This is a genomic window from Acinetobacter sp. AM, from assembly GCF_003105055.1.
GTDB classification, from domain to species: domain Bacteria; phylum Pseudomonadota; class Gammaproteobacteria; order Pseudomonadales; family Moraxellaceae; genus Acinetobacter; species Acinetobacter tibetensis.
The window spans coordinates 1-20,574 of the sequence record NZ_QETG01000028.1 but is presented as its reverse complement, the minus strand read 5'-3'; the positions used below and the strand labels follow the sequence as shown (position 1 = coordinate 20,574).

Below are 20,574 nucleotides of genomic sequence, written 5' to 3'. Positions count from 1 at the left end.
TAATATGAAGGAATCGGTTATGGGTCATTTACATCCCACATTAACGAACAAAAACAATGCCTCTTATGTCGCAACTTTAGCTTGGCAACAATCCGATCAAACTGCAATGAAGAAAGTAGAACAACGTGTCATCAAACAATTGCTTCAGGCTTTAATTTTTGAAGAAGTGATTGATGCAAAATTTGAAAATGACGTATTTATCATCCAAGCATTCGATCAAAATCAAAAAGAAATTCAGTACCGTGCAGCAGGCAAGCACTATCTGAGCTTTTGTTTAGTCCGTTTGGATGAACAAGAGGTGATTCGTCAAGACCATGCAGGACAACAGTCAGCGGCACAACTAAATCAAGTGATTGAGGAAATTGTCCGTGCGATTCCAAATGCAGCTAAATTGGAAGATTTCATTTATGAATTAAAACGGACATTTATTCATGATGTGCAATCGCAACACTGTCAAAACCAATTTCAACTTCCTGCGACACAGTACAATTATGATGTTCTAGAAACATATTTAATGGATGGGCATCCTTATCACCCTTGTTACAAGTCACGTGTTGGTTTTAGCTTACAGGACAACCTGAAATATGGGGTGGAATACGCACAACCGATCCACTTGGTATGGCTAGCCATTCATCATTCCTTGCTTTCAGAAAATGCTTCAAAGTCTATTCATGCGGAACAGTTTTTACAGCAACAACTAACTGAGCAAGATCAAGCGCTGTTTGCTCAAACTTTGAGAGCTCAGGATTTAAATATCAGCCAATATACATGGCTACCCGTACATCCTTGGCAATGGGAAAATACGCTGGTTCATACATTCTTTGAAGAAATTGCGCAACAAAAAATTGTCTATTTAGGTCACGGAAGTGATGCGTACATTGCGCAACAGTCCTTAAGAACTTTGACCAATTTACAGCATCCAGAAAAGCCCTACATTAAACTTGCAATGAATTTAACCAATACTTCCAGTTCACGAATTTTGGCTGCGCATGCTGCAATGAATGGTCCGTTAATTACGGATTGGTTACAGCGTTTAATCGAAAATAGTGAACTGGCAAAGTCTTTAGATTTTGCAATTTTAAGAGAAGTGCATGCCACTGCGGTTGATTTTACAAAATTACCTACGTCACACGCCAAACAAGCCTATGGCACGATTGGGAGTTTGTGGCGTGAAAGTGTTCACGCTTATTTAAAGCCAGAAGAAGATGCTATTCCGCTTAATGGTGTTAGTCATGTTCAATGTGATGGGCAGTTGCTTATTCAACCGTGGCTAGAAAAATATGGTACGGAAGCGTGGCTTACACAATTCCTTTCTGTCGTGATTCAACCGATTTTATTTCTATTACATGCAGAAGGTATTGGTTCGGAATCGCATGGTCAAAACATTATTTTAGTGCATAAAAATGGTTGGCCTACGCGGATTATTTTAAAAGATTTTCACGATGGTGTTCGCTTTAGTCCAGAACATTTAACTCATCCTCATGAATATCCTCAATTACATGCCTTACCCGCAGAACATGCAAAAGCCAATCGCATGTCATTTATTTTGACTGATGATTTAAATGCCGTACGAGATTTTAGTTGTGCCTGTTTGTTTTTCGTTGCTCTCAGCGATATTGCGATGACATTACAGCAGAAAATCAATTTTCCTGAACAACAATTTTGGCAAATTGCGGCCAACATCATTCATCATTTCCAACAACAAAATCCTGAACATCAAAATAGATATGAAAAATTTGATGTATTTGCTGCACAGTTCTGCATTGAATCTTTAACCAAAAGACGTTTGTTTGGCGATGGCGAGGTACAGCTTCGTCTGGTGAACAATCCACTTTATCAGTTCCGCAAATCAACTGCTCAAGAGGGTTAAAGATGAATACGATGTTGTTTTCACCAACCGTAACGACCCAAATGATTTTGGTGGATTTGGTGAATAGTTTTTTGGTGGAAGGTTATATTCCAGAGCATGTCATTTTTACTAAGCCACAAGCATTGGCACTGTTAAAAGATCGTTTTGAGCAGAATTTCAATGCTTTGTTCGAGACGTATCTAGATCAAACCTCTTTCGCACTTTTATTTCACGCCGATTTTTCAGAATTTATAGTTCTTCCATTACAGCAGGCAATTCAACAGGATTGGGTTATTCAACCGCATATGCCTGCTTACCAAGTATGGATTCAGGCAGAGCAAAATTATCAATTACGCGCATTAAGTGCATTAGATTTTTTTGATGTGATGCAGCGTTTTGGCTACTTTTCTCACTGTGAAACTGCCAAGTTAGAGACATTTAGAGATGATCTGCAACTGAGCATGATGCAAAGTCAGCTCACTGCACAGCATCAGATTCGTACCGAAACATGGGGTTTAGATTGTCCTGCCAAATTGTTTATTCAACTTGAACAATATGCTGGACTCAGGGATCGTCCATATCATCCGTTGGCCAAATTAAAAGATGGTTTTTCGGCAGAGGAGTATCTGCAATTTAGCCCAGAGTTTTCCCAGCCTATTCCTTTGCGTTGGGTCGCAGTTAAAAAAGCAAAACTGGTCTATGGTCAGGCGGTAACGCAGATTGAAATCCAGCAACCCGCTAAAATTTTTTTAGATCATGAGCAATATGCTGCCTTAGAGCAGGAATTAAATCAAAAAGAAATCGGTGATGAGTTTTTGGTTTTACCGATGCATATTTGGCAGTTTAAGCATATTTTGTCGGAGAAATTTACTCAAGAATTGCTAGATGGCGTGATGATTCCATTGGAATTTCAATCTACCGAAATGTATGCGAGTTCTTCCTTAAGAAGCTTATTATCAGCCTCAAAACCACAGGACAGCCTAAAGCTGCCTTTGGCAGTGAAGTCTTTGGGTTCACTGCGTTTTTTGCCGATTGTGAAAATGATCAATGGGCAAAAAAACCAAAGGCTGTTGCAAGATGCAAAGAAACTGGACGAGGTTTTAAACACGCGTTTGTGGTTGTGTGATGAAAATCAGTGGTGGGCATATTTACCCCATCAGCTTGAAAATTTAACTCCAGATAATTTGACCTTATTTGATGAGCAGCCCATGCATTTAGCGGTACAACGGCGCCGTATTCCTGCTGAACTCTTACAACAGCCTTACCAAATTATTCCGATGGCCAGTTTAGGACAATGTTTAGCGGGAGAAATATATCCATTTGAGTTTATTTTAAAGGCGCAAAAACTTCAGTCGACCAAAGAAAATATCATGGCGACTTTCAAGATGTTGTGTCGAGATTTTTTTGACGTGAATTTAAGGCTCTTCCGTCTGGGATTAATGGGGGAAATTCATGGTCAGAATATTTGTATTGTTCTCAAACAGGGTCAGTTTGCTGGGTTGATGTTGCGTGATCATGACTCATTACGCATTTATTTACCTTGGCTACAACAACAAGGTTTGGAAGATCCGCAGTATTTAAGCCCACATGATTTCAGAATCACGCTTTATCATGATTCGATTGAAGATCTTATTTTGTACCTACAGACCTTAGGGATACAAGTTAATTTAGCCAGCATATTGGAGTCAGTTGCTGAATATTATCAGCTCAATACATTCGAGTTATGGCAGATTTTGGCTCAAGCGTTGCAGGAGGCTCTAAATACTGTGCCGTTCAGTGATGAAGCTCGTTCAGCCTTACAGCATATTTTATTTGAAAAAGAGCATTGGCCATATAAACAGCTTATTCGCCCTTTACTCGAGCAAGATAATCGAACTGGGAGCATGCCAAGTCGTATGGGGCAAACCTGTAATTTCGTCAAGAAGTTGCAGACTGCTGAAAAGAATGATTGAACAGGTCAGTATAGCGTGCGTTCCCATATCTCTGTCGTAAATGTTGTCTCAGAGCCTGAATTTGAATCATTGGGTCTTTCTCAAGCCAACCATGTTTTGGCTGAAAGGCTCAATATTCAAATCAATTTGCATATGCACGATGCATGTAGTTTTGCCGATCTATTAGATCCTGAGCAGTGTTTAATTGTACTGACTGAATTTTCAACACGTATACAGGCTGTTAACTTAACCTGTTCAGGTTCAATGTTTATGAAATATTGGGCAGTTCCGCTGTTATTTCCTTATTTATACGCATTGTTAACGGAACAGGTGAGTTTGCCTTGGGAGTTGTCTGCGCTTTCAGTGCAAATAGCAGCGACATGGTATTGGGACCGTCATTTAAATATTAAACCCACCTTTTTAAAAAAGGATACGTGGTGGACACAACAACACACCTATAAAGCAACCATGCTGAGGATTTTTGATGATTTAAGTCAAGTGTTTGAGGTCATGAGTAAAGTTGCCAAAGTGCAGAGGTTTTTGCTTTGGGAAAACACAGCGCTCAGAATTTTACAGTTCTATGATCTGATGCAGAAACAAAATTCATCTCAACAGACTTTGACAAAAATTTTGCAGCAACGCCAATTCTTATCAAATTTACCTGCCGAATATTTTGGCTTAAAACAAAATCCATTTCTTTTGTTAGAACAAAAACGAAAGTTAAACAGTGGAACTTACCTAAGGAAAAAGTGCTGTTTTTATTTTCAACTCCCTGAATCCAAACGTGAATATTGCAGCAGTTGCCCTCTAGCTAAAAAGAATCAAGAAAGAGATCAAAGCCCATGTCAGATCAATTAAATCATTTATTTACACAGTATGCCAATATTGCCAGTTCAACCATTGGACATGTTTTAGATACGGGTTATTTACCTAAAATTCATGCAGTTAATTCAGTTCAACATGTTGTAGGGCGGGTGCGAACGGTCACTTTAAACTCCATGAATGCCATGCTGCTACGCAAGGCACTGTTAGAAAGCGCAGCAGGTGACGTACTGGTGATTGATGCGCGGAAACTGGGTTACCGTGCATGTTGGGGAGAACAACGTCACCGTGCAGCGATTTACCATGAATTGGCCGCCATCATTGTTCTTGGTGCGGTCACTGATATTTGTGCTTTACGTGCCATGAAAGTTCCCGTATTTGCTCAAGCGGTGAGTTGTTTAACCACCCGAGCAGAAGGAGAAAGTCTGGTCGACTTTGATCAAGATATTCAATATTTTGATTCAATCATTTCAACAGGCGATTTGATCGTTGCTGATGCAGATGGCGTTTTCATTCTAAAGCCTGAAGTGGCCGCACTCCATTCAGAAAAATTCCAACAAATGGAACTTTTGGAACAACAAAAAAGAGAGCAGTTTTTTAGCCAGCATCCAACTGAACAGTATTATCACAGCATTTAAATATCGGTCTAAGACAAAAAGAAAGGATTTCCATGCAAACATTATCTTCAAGTCTTCCCCATTATTTTTCTTATGCAGAAAAAGGGATTTCCTATGCACTTCGCGCAGTGGTTTTACCTGACGATTTTCCATTGCTTTATAAATGGATGCATACACCTCATGTCATCCCGCAGTGGCAACTGAACAAACCCGAACTAGAGCTGGCTGTCTATTTTGAGAAGATGCTGATTGATGACCATCAACGTTTGTATATTATTCAAATTGAAGGGCAGGATGTGGGCTATTTAGAAATATACGAGGCTAAACGGGATCGGTTATCCTTATATTATCCTGCATTAGAGCATGATTTAGGATGGCATATCTTATTGGGCGAAGAAAGTGTGGTGGGAAAAGGGCATTTTAAAGCTGTAATGCGCATGATGAGTTATTTTATTTTTGAGCATTCTCCAGCAGAGAAAATTGTAGGGGAGCCTGATGAAAATGTGAAATCTTATGAATATGTCGCCCATGAGATTGCTTTTGAAGCCCAGAAAAAGATTCACATGTTAGAAAAAACAGCCATTTTATATCATTGTTTTAGAGACAAATTTTATGAACGGTGTGGAGCATTAGCTCGTTCATAGAAAAGATTGTGGGTATTTTAGAAATGTCTTCCATTCGGGAGACATTGTTTAGCTTATATTTTAAACGAAGCATAGTCCTACAACTCTATTGATAAATAGCCGATTAAAATCCATAAAAAAAATAAAAAATTGAAATAAAAGTTTTTACAATAGTAATAATAATGATTACTATTTGCACCAATATTAATACTTACTACTTGGAAATAAAAATGCGCTTGTCACACTTTAGTCTTTGCTTGCTTACAACAGCAATTTGCACCCAACTTTATGCGGATGATTCCGTTACGGCAGGTGTTGAAACACAAAATGCCGAAGCGAAGCTCCCAACGATTATCATGACAGCAACACGAACACCAAAAAGTATTGCGGAAATTGCGGGGACGGTCCAAACCATTTCAGCAGATGAAATTGCACAGCAGGCAGGTACAGGTCGTAAAGTTGCTGATATTTTAGCGCAACTTGTACCTTCGCTTGCGCCAAGCAGCGGAACAAGCAGTAACTATGGTCAAACCATGCGCGGACGTAATGTACTGGTGATGATTGATGGGGTGTCTCAAACAGGATCACGTGATGTCGCGCGTCAACTGAATAGTATTAGCCCGAATATGATTGATCATATTGAAGTCGTTTCGGGTGCGACCAGCATTTATGGTTCTGGAGCAACAGGCGGTATTATTAACATTATTACTAAACGAGCAGACAAATCTGAACCTGTTAGTTTTCAGACCAAATTGGGTGTGACCGCCGCCGATAATTTCCGTAGTGACAGTCTGGCTTATCAAGTTGGACAGACCGCTTCTTTTGCGAATGACAAAGTGGATGGCTTTTTAGGGGTGGATTATACCAACCGCGGTTCCCAGTTTGATGGTCGAGGAGATCGTATTTCATTAAGCCCGTGGCAGGGCAGCACGATGGATACCGATACCATTGATGTAAATGGACGACTGAATTTTAATTTGACTGATAGTCAAAGTTTAAGTTTTGGTGCGCAATATTATAAAGATGAACAAGATACTGAATATGGTCCTGATTATTCTTATCTACAGACAAATACCGAACCTTCATTAAAAGCGATTAAGGGTTGGAGCTTAGACAAGCAACCATTCACAGAACGCTATGCTTTTAATACGCAATATCAAAATCAAGCTTTCTTAGGGCAAATTCTAAATGTAGAAGCCTATTATCGAAATGAGAAATCGCGTTTTGTTCCTTATGGTTACTCGAAAGATGGCGTGAGTGTTAAACAAAGCCAGTCCAATGTGGACTATGCGGGGATTCGCTCTACCTTACAATCTGATTTGAAAGTGGCAGATCGTGAGTTAAAACTGACTTATGGTTTGGACTATGATTGGGAAAAAGATCATCAGTGGGCAGACTTTTATCTACCAAGCAACACAGGTTTGGTTTATACGCCAACAGGTGAAACACAAGGTTCAGGACCAGACACAGAAATTCAAAATATTGGGACTTTTTTACAAGGCGATTATTCGTTAACAGATCGCTTAAATGTTCAAGCAGGTGTGCGTTATCAATATGTTCAGGCGGATACTGACAGTTATTTAACAGCACGTAAGCCTTATACCTTAATGGCGGCAGATTCGACAGATTCAGATAAATTCCTGTTCAATTTAGGGACTGTTTACAAGTTGACAGATGCACAACAACTTTATGCCAATTTCTCTCAAGGCTATAGCTATCCAGATGTACAGCGCGTATTACGTGATGTCGCAGCATATACCTTAACAACTTCTGGCATTGAGCCAATTACGGTGAATAGCTATGAGCTTGGTTGGCGCTTAAATCAAGATTCAGGTCTAAATTTAGGTTTAACAGGGTTCTACAATACTTCGGATAAAGTCGTGCAATTTAACTCTGACCGATCTGTCAATGTAGTAGATACCGATCAACGCATTTATGGTGCAGAAGCCACTGTGAGTTATCCATTTATGGACAACTATAAAGTGGGGGGAACTTTGGGTTATACACGTGGTCAGTACAAAGATGCTGCGGATAATTGGCATGAGTTAAATGCTTTTGCAGTTTCACCAATCAAAGGCACTTTATTTGCAGAATGGAGCAATGCTGAAGGTTATGGTGTGCGCGCTCAAATGTTAGCCATTAAAGGGACAGACAAAGCTTATAAAGATGATCTGGCGTTAAAAGCTGCAGGAATCACGGATAGTAACAGTGCTGCAGAGATCAAGGGTTATACCACGATGGATGTGTTGGCGCACTTCCCAATGGCAAAAGGCCGAGTCGATTTTGGGGTTTATAACGTATGGGGTAAGCAATATAAAACCGTATTTGCTCAACAAGCTGCGGTGACGAATGCCAATTCACTTCTGGCAATTCCTGCAGAAGGACGAACGTTTGCCTTGAGTTATACCATTAATTATTAAGTTCCTGATTAATTATGTTCATGAAAGTATCCGTAATTAAGGTTATGGATAATTTCTAGAAAACTTAACTAAATTGATATTTAAATCAATGGTATATGGTTCGTGATTATTGGCGATATTCGCCCTCTTTTATAAATCCAAAAACGAGTTTTTGGTTTATTGGTACTTCATGTCAAACGATTACATTCATTTCAGTGAGTAACCCACTCCACAGTCTTTTGCATGGTTTCTTTCAGCTCAGTTGGAGGGATTTTCCATTGTTGATTTAGTCGATTGAATGCTCCCAGATCAAGCTGCTCAGTTCTGATAAAATTTAGCATTTCTGGGGACATATCTAGTTTGTTTGCTAACCATCGCCACTTTAAAAGCCATGTTAGAAAAGAGATAGAAATAAAATGGCGTGGAGGATTAATCTGTAACGACTGAGCAATGATTTGTACTAAAGTTTGAAGCGATATTTGCTGAGGATTCGCGACTAGAATTTCTTGTTTAAGTGTGTGAGGGTCTTTACTTGCATGTACCATAGCATTAACCAACATGGTGACTGATACCAAAGGTAGAGAATGTTGTGGGGTGCCAGGAAGGGCATTCATTTTTCTTTGTTGAAGCTGTTGAATGAGAGCAGTAATAGGTTGAGATGATGGAATTTCACCAGTTATTTCATCTCCAATCACGGTTGCTGGGTGGATGATTGTCCAGGGTATATTTAATAGGTCTGCTTGTTTAATCCAGTTAAAATGTCCTTCAATCTTTGAAGCTTCATAAGCGCCTAATGCCTCATAGATTTTTGGCCAGTCAGTTTTTTCGATATGTTCTCGGTATATGCCTGCTGCTTGTAAATGCTGATCTAGCGTCAACATAAAGCCTGATAAATGTACTGCACGTTCTAAATGGCAATGCTTGTTCACGCTATGAAGCAGATTGGTTAGTCCATCGACATTGACCGCTTGAGCCTGCTGCATAGACAGATGCCATTTGAATAATGCGCTAGCATTGTATAGATAATTCACCTCTTTCACCGTTTTCCAATCTTCAGGTGATAGCCCCAAATCGGGCTGAGTAATATCGCCCTGAACAAAACGTAGCTCTTGATGATTGATGTTTTGCTGTGTCAGCCAACGACGCAATTGAGGTTCCTGTTCATTGATATTGCGACATAAAGCAAACACTTTTGCATTATCTCGAAGTAGTTGTGCGACAAGGAACTTACCAATAAATCCGGTTGCACCGACCACAAGCGCAGTTTGAGATGACATAAGCATAAAATTAAACTCATTAATTGTTAGTGCTTAAGCTAAACTATGGAGTACAGACCACGGTCAAGAGCTTTTTAAAAAAATAAAAGGAAATTGCATATGCTAATCGGCGAGCTATCACAACAAGTTAATTTAAGTCGGGACACGATCCGTTTTTATGAAAAGATGGCATTGATTCAGCCTTTAGTACGCAATAATGGCTACAAGGATTATCCTGAACAGACACTGCAACAGTTAAAACTGATCCTGACCGCCAAAAACCTTGGATTTACACTTACGGAAATAAAGCAAATTATTGATATTATTGGTGAAAATGAGATTCCTGCCACGCAATTTAATACGATTTTACAAGAAAAGTTGGGCATGATTCAGGAGAAGATAATGCAATTGCAACATATGCAAAACATGCTTGAAAATTTGCTAGGGGGCGAACCTTGTCCGTTGAGAAAAGAATGCGAAGTCAATGGGATTGAATAGCGCTTAAAATGCTTAATTTGAAATGGTTATTTGATTTGGGCTTTATGCATTATAGTTTTCGTACTTTGTGATGTACTTAAATATGGCTTCCGATGAGTGTGAATAATAGCGTTGGTCGTATTTTGATGCTGAATTTTTAAATCAGCAATTATGTGATGTTATATTTTAAGTTTAAGAAATTTTTATAAAAATAAACTTATATAAAATCAATAAAAAAAGGCGCTTATCTTTTGATAAGCGCCTTTTAAATTTTGGAGCGGGAAACGAGACTCGAACTCGCGACCCCAACCTTGGCAAGGTTGTGCTCTACCAACTGAGCTATTCCCGCAATATGGGTGTGCATTATAGAGAGTTTAATTCGACTGTCAACTCTTTATAATGCAATTGCTGAATTAATCAGCACGACGCCATACAGTACCTTGACGTGTATCTTCCAAAACCACACCTTGATCTAATAGTGACTGACGAATGCCATCGGCTTTTGCGAAGTCCTTAGCTTTCTTTGCATCTTGACGTTGTTGAATGAGATCTTCAATGTCAGTTTCAGACAAGCCTAAAGCTTCTTGCCCAATATCAGATTTTAAAAAGTCTTCAACATCATGCTGTACCAGACCTAGAATATTGGTCAAATGGCGCAACGTTGAATAATAAACCGCTGCTTGTTCAGCATTTTCTTCTTTGACTGAACGATTCAGCTCTTTGTTAATTTCAAACAACACAGCAATTGCTTCGGCGGTATTAAAGTCATCACGCATTGCAGCATTAAAACGTTCAACTAGGTTGTCATCTAATTGTTCAACGATATTCGTGCCGTAGACTTGTTGATAGGCTTTGAATGAATGATAGAAGCGGCTTAATGTGGTTTTAGCTTCTTTTAATGCAACATCCGAGAAGTTCACAGGGCTGCGATAGTGTGAAGACACAATAAAGTAACGAATGACTTCAGGATGGAATTTATCCATTACATCACGGATGGTGAAGAAGTTGCCTAAAGACTTCGACATTTTTTCGCCATCAACGTTAATAAAGCCCACATGCATCCAATAATTCACATATTGTTCGCCTGTTGATGCTTCACTTTGTGCAATTTCATTTTCATGATGTGGGAACATGAGGTCTGAACCACCACCATGAATGTCAAAATGGTTGCCTAGGCAGCACGTCGACATTGCAGAACATTCAATATGCCAACCTGGACGGCCATTGCCCCAAGGCGAAGCCCAAGCAGGCTCATTTTCTTTGGCATGTTTCCAGAGTACGAAGTCGAAAGGATGTTTTTTCTCAACTTCCACATCAACACGGTCCGATGCACCTGCTTGCATATCTTCCAGTTTACGACCTGAAAGGCGACCATATTTGGCAAATTTTTCTACTTGAAAATAGACATCGCCATTATTTGCAGGGTAGGCAGTGCCTTTGTCGACCAAATTGCCAATCATGCTTTGCATTTGGTCAATATATTCTGTCGCGCGAGGTGCTTCATCTGGGTGTAAGCAGCCTAAATTTTCCGCGTCTTCATTCATGGCTTGAATAAAGCGATCGGTGAGTGCGGTAATACTTTCGCCATTTTCATTGGCGCGTTTAATAATTTTGTCATCAATATCGGTAATGTTCCGAACGTACTTGACGTTCCAGCCCTGACTGCGCAAAAAACGAATAATATAGTCGAATGCAACCATCACACGTGCGTGTCCGATATGACAGTAGTCGTACACGGTCATGCCGCAGACATACATATCGATATGACCTTCTTTACGTGGTACAAATTCTACTTTTTTACGTTGCTCTGAATTGTAAAGAACAAAAGGTTGCATAGGGCTTACATATTGCGATAACAAAAAGATTTCTCATCATAACGTAAGGTCCATGATTCACAAAGTTTTATACGTTATTTTTATAAGTAAGTGAAAAGTTATACATTTAGAAACGTTGCATTTGCATAGATATGATAAAATTGCGAAAATTATTTTTTACTTGAGACTGGGGTTGATCATTATTTAAATAATGATGAATTGCCCTGAAATCAACTCTTATCGAGTTTAAGGTTGCCAACGTTGAATTTACAAGCCATGCCGAATCCAATCGATTTTCAGAAAGCCGCATTAGAAACTTTGCGCATTGAAGAACAAGCTTTAGGTGTATTAGCAACGCAAATAGATGAGCGTTTTAGTTATGCCTGCGAAATTATCTTGCAGTGTAAAGGGCGCTTAGTGGTAACAGGCATGGGTAAATCAGGGCATATTGGTCGTAAAATGGCGGCTACATTTGCTTCTACAGGTACACCTTCATTCTTCATGCATCCTGGCGAAGCAGGACATGGCGATTTAGGCATGTTGGTTCGTGGTGATGTACTCATAGCAATTTCAAACTCAGGTAAGAGTGATGAAATTATGATGTTGATGCCGTTAATTAAGCACTTAGAAGTGCCTTTAATTACCATCAGTGCTGATGATACAGGCCCAATGCCACAAAATGCCGATGTCGCACTTACTTTAGGCAATATTCAAGAGGCTTGCCCATTAGGTCTTGCCCCAACCTCAAGTACCACTGCGACATTGGCTCTGGGTGATGCATTGGCGGTGGCTTTATTAGATGCACGTGGTTTTACTGCGGATGATTTTGCACGTTCGCACCCCGCTGGAGCTTTAGGTAAGCGCCTGTTATTACATGTAAAACACCTAATGCATACGGGTACAGACCTGCCGAAAGTTGCACCTGAAACCCCAATGAATAAAGTGTTATACGAAATTTCAAATAAGCGTTTGGGTTTAACCACGGTTGTAGATAGCGAAGATCGTTTATTGGGAATTTTCACCGATGGTGATTTACGCCGTTTAATTGATAAGCAGCAAGGTTTTGATGTGAACTTACCAGTTTCAGAAGTGATGATTCAAAACCCAGCAACCATTTCTCAAGAAGCACGTGCAGTAAAGGCTTTAGAAAAATTACGTGACAAAAAAATCAATCAATTTGTAGTTGTTGATGATGCCAATAAAGTCATTGGTGTGATTAGCATGCATGACTTAATTCAAGCAGGGGTAAATTAATCCATGGCATCTTATGTTTTATTAGAACAAGCACGTCATATTCAAGCGCTCGTATTAGATGTCGATGGTATTTTAAGTGATGGTTTTGTGACTTTAACCAATTCAGGGGATGAAATTAAATCCTTTGATATTCGTGATGGTTTAGGCATGAAGTTGGTACAAAAGTCTGGTATGAAAGTGATTATTATTACTGGTCGTAAAAGTAATATTGTAGAAAAGCGTATGTCAGATTTAGGTGTCGACTTAGTTTTTCAAGGGCGTGAAGATAAAGGTGTGGCTTTGCGTGAAGCATGTGCTCAACTCAACCTTTCACCAGATGATTGTTTATATATGGGTGATGACTGGCCTGATCTTTCAGCTTTTGCTATTGCAGGGATGAAAGTAACGGTACCGAATGGTCATGTTGAAGTTCGTCGTCGCGCTGATTTAGTCACACAAGCGATGGGTGGTCGTGGTGCAGTACGTGAAGTTTGCGACATGCTGCTGATGGCAAAAGGGACTTACCAAGAGCTACTTGAAAAATTTATTACAATCCCGCATTAATGTTTATATACGTACATAATTGTTTTTAGTGAAGAACCACACTTATGGATACCAAAGTTTTATATATCACGGCGATTGCAATTGCTGCTGTAAGTGGTGGTTATTACTATTACAGTGGTAAAGGGAATAAATTAGAAACTGCATCTGCGCGAAGTATGACGTATTCCGCAGAAAAAATTAATTTAACCCAAACCGATGATGCTGGGAATTTATATATTCGTGCTCAAATTGATCGACTTGAGCAGGATATGCAAAAACAAACCACTAAACTCGAGAACTTGAATGCTTCAATGTATAAAGATGGCGCTGTAAATGCGACTTTTTTTGCTAAGCAAGCCAACGGTTATGAAGACAATAAAAAAGTTGTTTTGTCTCAACAGGTTGTTGCTACCAAGTTTTTAGATCAAGGGCAGGGGAAAATGCAGTTTTTAACTGATGAGCTGACGGCATTCCCGCAAACCCGTGTAATAGAAACAAACCATCAAGTGACTGTACAATCGCCACAAGCAGAGTTTGTCAGTCAGGGATTGAAAGCCAATTTAAATGATGGTCAATACGAATTTTTTAATATTCGAGGAAAGTATGAACCAAAATCTTAAGTTTCAAGCTTATAAAGCTTTCCTTAAAAAAGCAGTTGTACTCAGTATAGGGATTGTTGCGGCATCTAGTGCTTTTGCAATTCCTTCAGATCGCAATCAGCCAATTTCTTTGGTGGCAGACCGTGCGACTTTTAACGAAAAAACTGGGGTAACGACTTACTCTGGCAATGTGATTATTGAACAAGGCACCATGCGTTTACAAGCAAACTCAATTGTTGCCAATCTGAATCAGAAAAAAGAGATCAGTACAATCACAGCAACAGGTGGGCCTGCACGTTTTCAGCAGCAATTAGATGCCAATAAAGGCTTAGCAAAAGGTCAAGCGCAGAAAATTATTTATAATGCTGGTACAGGTATTATTACCATGTCTGGTGGTGCGTTATTAGAGCAAGATGGTGCGAGTATTCGTGGTAACACATTAAAATACAGCATGAATAAGGGTGATATTGAAGCGACAGGAACACCAAATAGCACAGGTTCATCGTCTGGTCGTGTACAAATTGTGATTCCGCCTTCAAGTACTAAATCCTTCCCAGGAGCACGTGATTAATGGATCAGGTTGAGACTGCGACACAAACCCTTTGTATTAAGCACCTTGCGAAGAACTATAGTAAACGTTGGGTCGTAAAAGACGTTTCCTTTAGTATGCAAAGTGGACAAATTGTAGGTTTACTGGGTCCGAATGGCGCGGGTAAAACAACCAGTTTCTATATGGTGGTTGGATTGGTGCGTATGGATAAAGGCGAGATCCATCTGGATGATTTAGATATGTCCGACCTTGCCATGCATGAACGTGCGCGTAAAGGAATTGGTTATTTACCGCAAGAAGCCTCTATTTTTAGAAAATTGACGATTTCTGAAAATATTATGGCAATTTTAGAAACCCGCAAAGATCTAAATAAGCAACAACGACAACAACGTTTAACCGATTTATTGGCGGATTTTAAAATTACCCATATTAAAGACTCATTAGGCATGAGTGTTTCGGGTGGTGAGCGCCGTCGTGCTGAAATCGCCCGTGCCTTAGCTGCAGATCCTAAATTTATGCTGTTAGATGAGCCATTTGCAGGGGTCGATCCAATTTCTGTAAATGACATTAAAGACATTATTCGTACACTCAAAGATCGTGGCATTGGGGTGTTAATTACGGATCATAACGTGCGTGACACATTGGCGATTTGTGAGCGTGCTTATATTGTCAGTGAAGGGTCAGTTATTGCGGAAGGGACACCGCAAGAAATTCTAGAAAATGAAACAGTTCGTCAGGTGTATTTAGGCGAAGATTTTACCGTCTAAAATACAAGAGATAGATGTATTTCAAAACTAACCTCCATATTCTTTCTAGTTATGGGGGTTTTTTATTACCCTTGGTTTAAGTTGCTTATTGAAACACGTTACAATTATTCTATTCCTGTTAGTTATTTTTGAATATGCCATTCACTATCGCAGCCCAAGTCAGTTATGAAGAAGAAATAAAGAAAAGTCGTTTTCAAGCTATTGCAGTTCCAGTGGAAAATGAGGCTGCGGTAAAAAGTTTTCTCGAAGAAAACAAAGATATCACCACGACCCATCAATGTTGGGCATGGAAAATTGGGCATCAGGTTCGGTTTAATGATGATGGTGAGCCCTCTGGCACGGCTGGGCGCCCTATATTGGCAACCATAGAAGGCAATGAGCTGACGAATGTGCTGGTGCTCGTGAACCGTTGGTATGGCGGGGTAAAATTGGGTACAGGCGGTTTGGTGCGTGCCTATGGTGGCAGTGCAGGGCAATGTCTACTTTTGGCAGAGAAAATTGAATTAATTGAAAAGAAAATGGCACATTTTAGTTGTCAGTTTTCGGAGTGGTCGATCTTTCAATATGAAATGCAACAGCAGGGAATTGACTTTCAAGAGCAATACACAGCAGATGGTGTTGTTGTCGAATTACAGTTGCAAGTCCATCAAATTCCAGAATTAGCTGATAAGATTCGTGATGTTACACGTGGTCGTGAACAACTGAAGTTAGTGGAAGAGCAGCATGACTGAAAAAGATCCTTTACTTAAATATCGTGAACAGCATAAACACCGACTGAATTACATGCCTTGGCTTTACTGGACTTTAAAGCCGAAACATCGTGCATGGGCGGAACAATGGCAAAATGAATATCAACAATATTTAAGAGAAATGGAAACGGTTGAGATTGGCAAGAACTGTTTTATTTCGCCATTGGCCCATATTTTTGCAGAGCGTGGACGTACCATCAAAATTGGAGACAATTGCTTTATTGCAGCGGATTGTACTTTGCATGGACCACTCGACATTGGCAATGAAGTCGCAATCAATCACCATTGTATTTTGGATGGCGGTCGTGTCGGAATTAAATTGCATGATCAAGTGCGTATAGCCGCCTATAGCCATCTTTATGCATTTGATCATGGGATGCAGCTCGATCAAGCGATTTATCAGCAACCTGTGCGCTCACAAGGAATTGAAGTTGGGCGTGATGTCTGGTTGGGTGCACATGTGGGCGTCAAGGATGGAGTAAAAATAGGAGATCATGCTATTGTTGGGATGCAGAGTATGGTCACCAAAGATGTGGGTGAAAAAGAAATTGTGGCAGGTAACCCAGCCCGTTTCATTCGTTACCGTGAATAGAATAATTGTATATTTTTCATCACTCTCGGTTACACAAAAGATGCCAACTCATCACTAGATGTGCTAAGTTTAGAGACAACAACTAGACCTATAGTCCCCAGAGACTAATTGAGAGGCGAACAATGAAACGGGTAATAGCGTGTATAGATTCTTCTCCCTGCATCAATGCTGTCGCAGAAGCAGCGGCTTGGATTGCAAAGCAAACACAACGCGAACTCGTGTTATTACAAGTGCTAGATTACTATCCCGCCAGTTACCATTTAGGTGAAATTAGCGGGGTAATCGGTTTTGAAAGTAATGCAATGTTACTGAAAGAGCTAGCAGAACTTGAACAAAAACAAAGTCAATTAGCACTAGATTATAGCAATAACCTACTCAATCACATTTCTGAAATGGTCAAAGATAAATATGGTTTAGATGCGACCCATATTCAGGAAAAAGGTGACTTTCTAGAACAAAGTTTTCATGTACTTAAAGAAGATGATATTGCGGTGATTGGTCGGGTGGGTGAGCGCTCTGCTGAGCGTAACAAACCGATAGGTGGCAATGTTGAAAACTTTATTCGTGGTGTCAACAGTACTGTACTGACGGTTGGTGAAAAATTTGTTCCACCTACACGGTTTATTTTTGCTTATGAATATTCACCGACTTGTATCAAGATGATGCACCGAATTGCTCAGAGTGATTTACTGCGCCTATTACAATGTCATTTGCTGTATGTGGGAGATCATCCCGAAATTTTGAATGAGCCTTCACAGTACCTGCGTGATGCAGGTTTAGATGTCGTGGTGGAATACCGTTATGGTGATGTTTCAGAAAACATCTTGGAATATCAGCGAGAACATGATATTAAATTAGTGGTCATGGGGGCATTTAGCCACAGTAAAATTCACCAGTTCTTTTTGGGAAGCATTACCACCACCATATTTAGAAATTCAACAGTTCCACTCTTGGTTGCGAAATAAAGAACTTAGAGTGGATTACACCGATTTATAGTTATCCGCATTATATGTGGATAACTATATGGACAATGTTTATAAATGATTGTATTTTAAAATAAAAATGCAATAGAGTGTTTTTTGTGCTTTGTTCGCTATTTTACAATCGCAATTGCAAAACCATCATGCCCTTTGCTGCCGACCGTCTGTAGCGCTGTACAAGACAATAATCTTGGGTGGTTTTGCAAGCGTGCAAAAGTTTCCCGAATACCTTCAATGCTCGGTTTGTGATTGTCAGGATTCACGATATCACCAGCACGAATCACATTATCTAACACAATAATTGTACCTGAGTGAGACAAGTCTAAGCTGAGTTCTAAGTATTCAGGATAGCTTTGTTTGTCGGCATCAATAAAAATAAAGTCAAAAGGTTCAAAATCAGCGGGCAGGGCTTTAAGTACGTCTGCTGCACGTCCGACTTTTAGTTCAATGGTTTGTGGTAAATTGGCGCGGTCAATATTTTCTTGACCCAGTGCGGCATGCGTATCACGTCCTTCAATGGTAAGAATATAGCCATCTTCAGGCAATGCACGGGCCAACCACATGGTGCTGTATGCAGCAAAAGTGCCGAGTTCAAGGACACGTTTACATTGATTCATTTGAATGAGCATTTGTAACAGCATGCCTTGATTCGGAGCGACAGCTAGATGATCAGGAAAACCTTTTTGAGCCGTGTTTTCAAGTGTTTGTAACAGAATTGGGTCTTCAGGAATTAAATGTGTATCGATAAAATTATCAATCTCTGACCACATTTCTTGCATAATCTTGGCGCCTAAATATCGAATCAGTGCATTTTAAACATTTCTAGACAGAGTTCAATTCTCTCTGAATATTAATCACTGAAAATAAAAAAACAGAGGTACGTAGACCTCTGTAATGGGATTGGGGTTAGTAATTACACATGGATGAGTAACGACTTAAATCTGGACCCCAAGTACGGTAGCCTTGAGTATCAATATGAATTTGTCCCGAAGCATACAAGCCTAAGCCCATATTGAGACTTTGACCGTATTGTTCCCAGAACTGGCACAGTTTAAATTTGGTATTTTCAATAAAAGCGTAATCTTCTGGTTGTGGATATTCAGGGCCAATACGGAAGTCGATGGCTGAATTAAACAAGTGGCGCGAAGAGCTTGCACCACCCGCACATTGGTTGAGCGTTAAGTCGCGATAAACGGACGTGACTTCAAAGTCGGTTAATACTTTGGATGCTACAAGATATTTAAAAACTTTTAATGTCGGCACCTGATTGGCCCATAATTCACGTGTCGGAATCATGTATTGAGAGCGTCCACATTTTTGCCAGTCGCGGGCAGTACGTAATAACTCAAAAGTTGGAATAATATTACCAACGCTATTTTTTTCTAGGAAAACTTCATATTCACGTACGCGTCGCAAGTTATCACTGGCAGCGACCCAACTGTTGTAGGTATACGGAATAATTTTAGGAGGAATTGGGCGTTCAATAATTACACGTTCTTTCGGAATAAAAATACGTTTTCCATGAGGTGTGCCTTGCCCAGATTTATAAGGAGATGAACTACATCCGATCATAACCAAAGGGATTATACTCAAACTGAGCACACCCTTGAAAAAATGCTTCATGTATGAAAATCAAATGCTTAGAAATATAGCTGCTTATTTTAATCGAAAAGGGTTATGTAAATTTGGAAATTTTGCAATCAAATGTGTGTTTTTGGTATAAAAAAAGATCAGCAACTGCTGATCTTTTTTTAATGGCTTATTTTTCAAGATATTGTAACTTGTCTGCTTTACCATTCCATTCTTCACGGTCAGCAGGTTGGTCACCAATTTGAGTAATGTTTGGCCATTTTTGCGCAAGCTCTGCATTTAGTTCGATAAATACTTCTTGACCCTCTGGCAGTTCATCCTCAGAGAAAATTGCATTTGCAGGGCATTCTGGTTCGCATAATGCACAGTCAATACATTCGTCTGGGTTAATCACCAAGAAGTTAGGACCTTCGTAGAAACAGTCAACAGGGCAAACTTCTACACAGTCTTGATATTTACATTTAATACAGTTTTCAGTGACAACAAAGGTCATGGCGACAGCTACCTAAAAATATGGTTTTAATTACTCATGCAGTATTTTAGGCAAAAATGGGGATAACTAACAATTGCTTTTATTGATATTTGTTATTTAAATGCGTGACATAAGGCTATATTGATGAAATTTATTAACTTTTAACCCTATTTTTACACCCAATTTATAGAAAAAATAGAGTATTAAGAAATTATAGAAAACAAAGACTTAAAATAGAGTTTTGCAAGTGTAACTGACGTTACATCTGCAAATGCAAGTGTAATTCCAATATCAACATCATTCCATGAAATTTCGTGCTTAGATGCATAAACTTCAGGCATTTTTCTGTGGTATGACCCGTAAGTTGCTGTGCAGACTTGCCAGCTTTCTTGTATATGAATATCGAAAGCACTTGAACTTCATGGAAAGTAGGAATTTATTGGCTCTTCAAATCTGGGTCAGTATTCGAGTTTTTGACAGTAGTTAGAAACTGGTGTGATAAATTTTGGCTATCCATTTGGGTTCAATGTTGCTTCTTAATTTTTAAAGGTTGTCCTTCACTTTGTGGTGCTTAGTGAATCATGAGCCGACTTAAAATATGATGTTTGTATTAGACAACTTGCATAACTCATAAACCGAACAATCATTTGCTGTAATTCTGCACCGACATTTTTTGATATTTCATGCATAATTTATGCATGAAATATATTG

At 39.5% G+C, this 20,574-nt stretch carries 20 protein-coding genes and 1 tRNA gene; 15 read left to right on the top strand and 6 right to left on the bottom strand.

The window, feature by feature from the left end:
* Window positions 1-19: 19 nt before the first annotated feature.
* The 6 genes from DCO44_RS13825 (at window position 20) to DCO44_RS13800 (ending at window position 8,262) form a co-directional block, all read left to right on the top strand.
* Complete coding sequence (locus tag DCO44_RS13825) at window positions 20-1,870, top strand: IucA/IucC family protein (protein WP_116762864.1); 1,851 nt, start codon at window positions 20-22, stop codon at window positions 1,868-1,870.
* 2 nt (window positions 1,871-1,872) lie between these two features.
* Window positions 1,873-3,801 carry an IucA/IucC family protein gene (locus DCO44_RS13820; RefSeq protein WP_116762862.1) on the top strand — a complete coding sequence of 643 codons (1,929 nt, stop codon included), beginning with the start codon at window positions 1,873-1,875 and terminating at the stop codon, window positions 3,799-3,801.
* 15 nt (window positions 3,802-3,816) lie between these two features.
* Complete coding sequence (locus DCO44_RS13815) at window positions 3,817-4,638, top strand: (2Fe-2S)-binding protein (RefSeq protein WP_228157559.1); 822 nt, start codon at window positions 3,817-3,819, stop codon at window positions 4,636-4,638.
* Window positions 4,623-5,240 (top strand): RraA family protein, encoded by a 618-nt coding sequence (locus tag DCO44_RS13810; RefSeq protein ID WP_116762860.1) that lies wholly within the window; start codon window positions 4,623-4,625, stop codon window positions 5,238-5,240. Before DCO44_RS13815 ends, DCO44_RS13810 begins: the two co-directional genes overlap by 16 nt.
* A 32-nt stretch (window positions 5,241-5,272) precedes the next feature.
* Window positions 5,273-5,863 (top strand): GNAT family N-acetyltransferase, encoded by a 591-nt coding sequence (locus tag DCO44_RS13805; protein ID WP_116762858.1) that lies wholly within the window; start codon window positions 5,273-5,275, stop codon window positions 5,861-5,863.
* A 209-nt stretch (window positions 5,864-6,072) separates the two neighbouring features.
* Window positions 6,073-8,262 (top strand): TonB-dependent receptor, encoded by a 2,190-nt coding sequence (locus DCO44_RS13800; protein ID WP_116762856.1) that lies wholly within the window; start codon window positions 6,073-6,075, stop codon window positions 8,260-8,262.
* A gap of 191 nt (window positions 8,263-8,453) precedes the next feature.
* Here the strand turns inward: DCO44_RS13800 and DCO44_RS13795 are convergent, their stop codons facing one another.
* On the bottom strand, window positions 8,454-9,524 hold the full coding sequence (locus DCO44_RS13795; protein ID WP_116762854.1) for an SDR family oxidoreductase: 1,071 nt from the start codon (window positions 9,522-9,524) through the stop codon (window positions 8,454-8,456).
* A gap of 93 nt (window positions 9,525-9,617) precedes the next feature.
* Between DCO44_RS13795 and DCO44_RS13790 the strand changes: the two genes are divergently transcribed.
* Window positions 9,618-9,995 (top strand): MerR family transcriptional regulator, encoded by a 378-nt coding sequence (locus DCO44_RS13790; protein WP_116762852.1) that lies wholly within the window; start codon window positions 9,618-9,620, stop codon window positions 9,993-9,995.
* A 252-nt stretch (window positions 9,996-10,247) separates the two neighbouring features.
* Here DCO44_RS13790 and DCO44_RS13785 read toward each other — a convergent pair.
* Together DCO44_RS13785 and cysS are read right to left on the bottom strand one after the other, a co-directional pair.
* Window positions 10,248-10,323, bottom strand: a tRNA-Gly gene (locus DCO44_RS13785).
* A 64-nt stretch (window positions 10,324-10,387) separates the two neighbouring features.
* Entirely contained in the window at window positions 10,388-11,809 is a 1,422-nt protein-coding gene (gene cysS / locus DCO44_RS13780) for a cysteine--tRNA ligase (RefSeq protein ID WP_116762850.1), read from the bottom strand.
* A gap of 255 nt (window positions 11,810-12,064) precedes the next feature.
* On the opposite strand from cysS, the gene DCO44_RS13775 reads away from it, so the two are divergent.
* The 8 genes from DCO44_RS13775 to DCO44_RS13740 all read left to right on the top strand — a co-directional run bounded on the left by DCO44_RS13775 (window position 12,065) and on the right by DCO44_RS13740 (window position 17,786).
* Window positions 12,065-13,042: a KpsF/GutQ family sugar-phosphate isomerase gene (locus DCO44_RS13775; RefSeq protein ID WP_116762848.1), complete on the top strand. Its 978-nt coding sequence runs from the start codon at window positions 12,065-12,067 to the stop codon at window positions 13,040-13,042.
* 3 nt (window positions 13,043-13,045) lie between these two features.
* A complete protein-coding gene (locus tag DCO44_RS13770; protein WP_044737935.1) occupies window positions 13,046-13,585 on the top strand; it encodes a KdsC family phosphatase in 540 nt (179 codons plus the stop codon).
* 44 nt (window positions 13,586-13,629) lie between these two features.
* A complete protein-coding gene (gene lptC / locus DCO44_RS13765; RefSeq protein ID WP_116762846.1) occupies window positions 13,630-14,184 on the top strand; it encodes an LPS export ABC transporter periplasmic protein LptC in 555 nt (184 codons plus the stop codon).
* Complete coding sequence (lptA, locus tag DCO44_RS13760; RefSeq protein WP_116762844.1) at window positions 14,168-14,734, top strand: lipopolysaccharide transport periplasmic protein LptA; 567 nt, start codon at window positions 14,168-14,170, stop codon at window positions 14,732-14,734. The genes lptC and lptA overlap by 17 nt, the downstream gene beginning before the upstream one ends.
* On the top strand, window positions 14,734-15,480 hold the full coding sequence (gene lptB, locus DCO44_RS13755; protein WP_116762842.1) for an LPS export ABC transporter ATP-binding protein: 747 nt from the start codon (window positions 14,734-14,736) through the stop codon (window positions 15,478-15,480). Before lptA ends, lptB begins: the two co-directional genes overlap by 1 nt.
* A gap of 134 nt (window positions 15,481-15,614) precedes the next feature.
* Window positions 15,615-16,211 carry an IMPACT family protein gene (locus DCO44_RS13750; RefSeq protein WP_116762840.1) on the top strand — a complete coding sequence of 199 codons (597 nt, stop codon included), beginning with the start codon at window positions 15,615-15,617 and terminating at the stop codon, window positions 16,209-16,211.
* Window positions 16,204-16,821 carry a DapH/DapD/GlmU-related protein gene (locus tag DCO44_RS13745; RefSeq protein ID WP_116762838.1) on the top strand — a complete coding sequence of 206 codons (618 nt, stop codon included), beginning with the start codon at window positions 16,204-16,206 and terminating at the stop codon, window positions 16,819-16,821. The genes DCO44_RS13750 and DCO44_RS13745 overlap by 8 nt, the downstream gene beginning before the upstream one ends.
* A 122-nt stretch (window positions 16,822-16,943) precedes the next feature.
* Window positions 16,944-17,786 carry a universal stress protein gene (locus tag DCO44_RS13740; protein WP_116762836.1) on the top strand — a complete coding sequence of 281 codons (843 nt, stop codon included), beginning with the start codon at window positions 16,944-16,946 and terminating at the stop codon, window positions 17,784-17,786.
* A gap of 128 nt (window positions 17,787-17,914) precedes the next feature.
* Here the strand turns inward: DCO44_RS13740 and DCO44_RS13735 are convergent, their stop codons facing one another.
* The 3 genes from DCO44_RS13735 to fdxA form a co-directional block, all read right to left on the bottom strand.
* The gene (locus tag DCO44_RS13735; protein WP_116762834.1) at window positions 17,915-18,580 is read right to left on the bottom strand and encodes an O-methyltransferase; all 666 of its coding nucleotides are present in this window, start codon (window positions 18,578-18,580) and stop codon (window positions 17,915-17,917) included.
* Between the two features lie 127 nt (window positions 18,581-18,707).
* Complete coding sequence (locus DCO44_RS13730) at window positions 18,708-19,424, bottom strand: D-Ala-D-Ala carboxypeptidase family metallohydrolase (RefSeq protein WP_116762832.1); 717 nt, start codon at window positions 19,422-19,424, stop codon at window positions 18,708-18,710.
* 136 nt (window positions 19,425-19,560) lie between these two features.
* Complete coding sequence (fdxA, locus tag DCO44_RS13725) at window positions 19,561-19,884, bottom strand: ferredoxin FdxA (RefSeq protein WP_004938070.1); 324 nt, start codon at window positions 19,882-19,884, stop codon at window positions 19,561-19,563.
* Window positions 19,885-20,574: the final 690 nt, after the last annotated feature.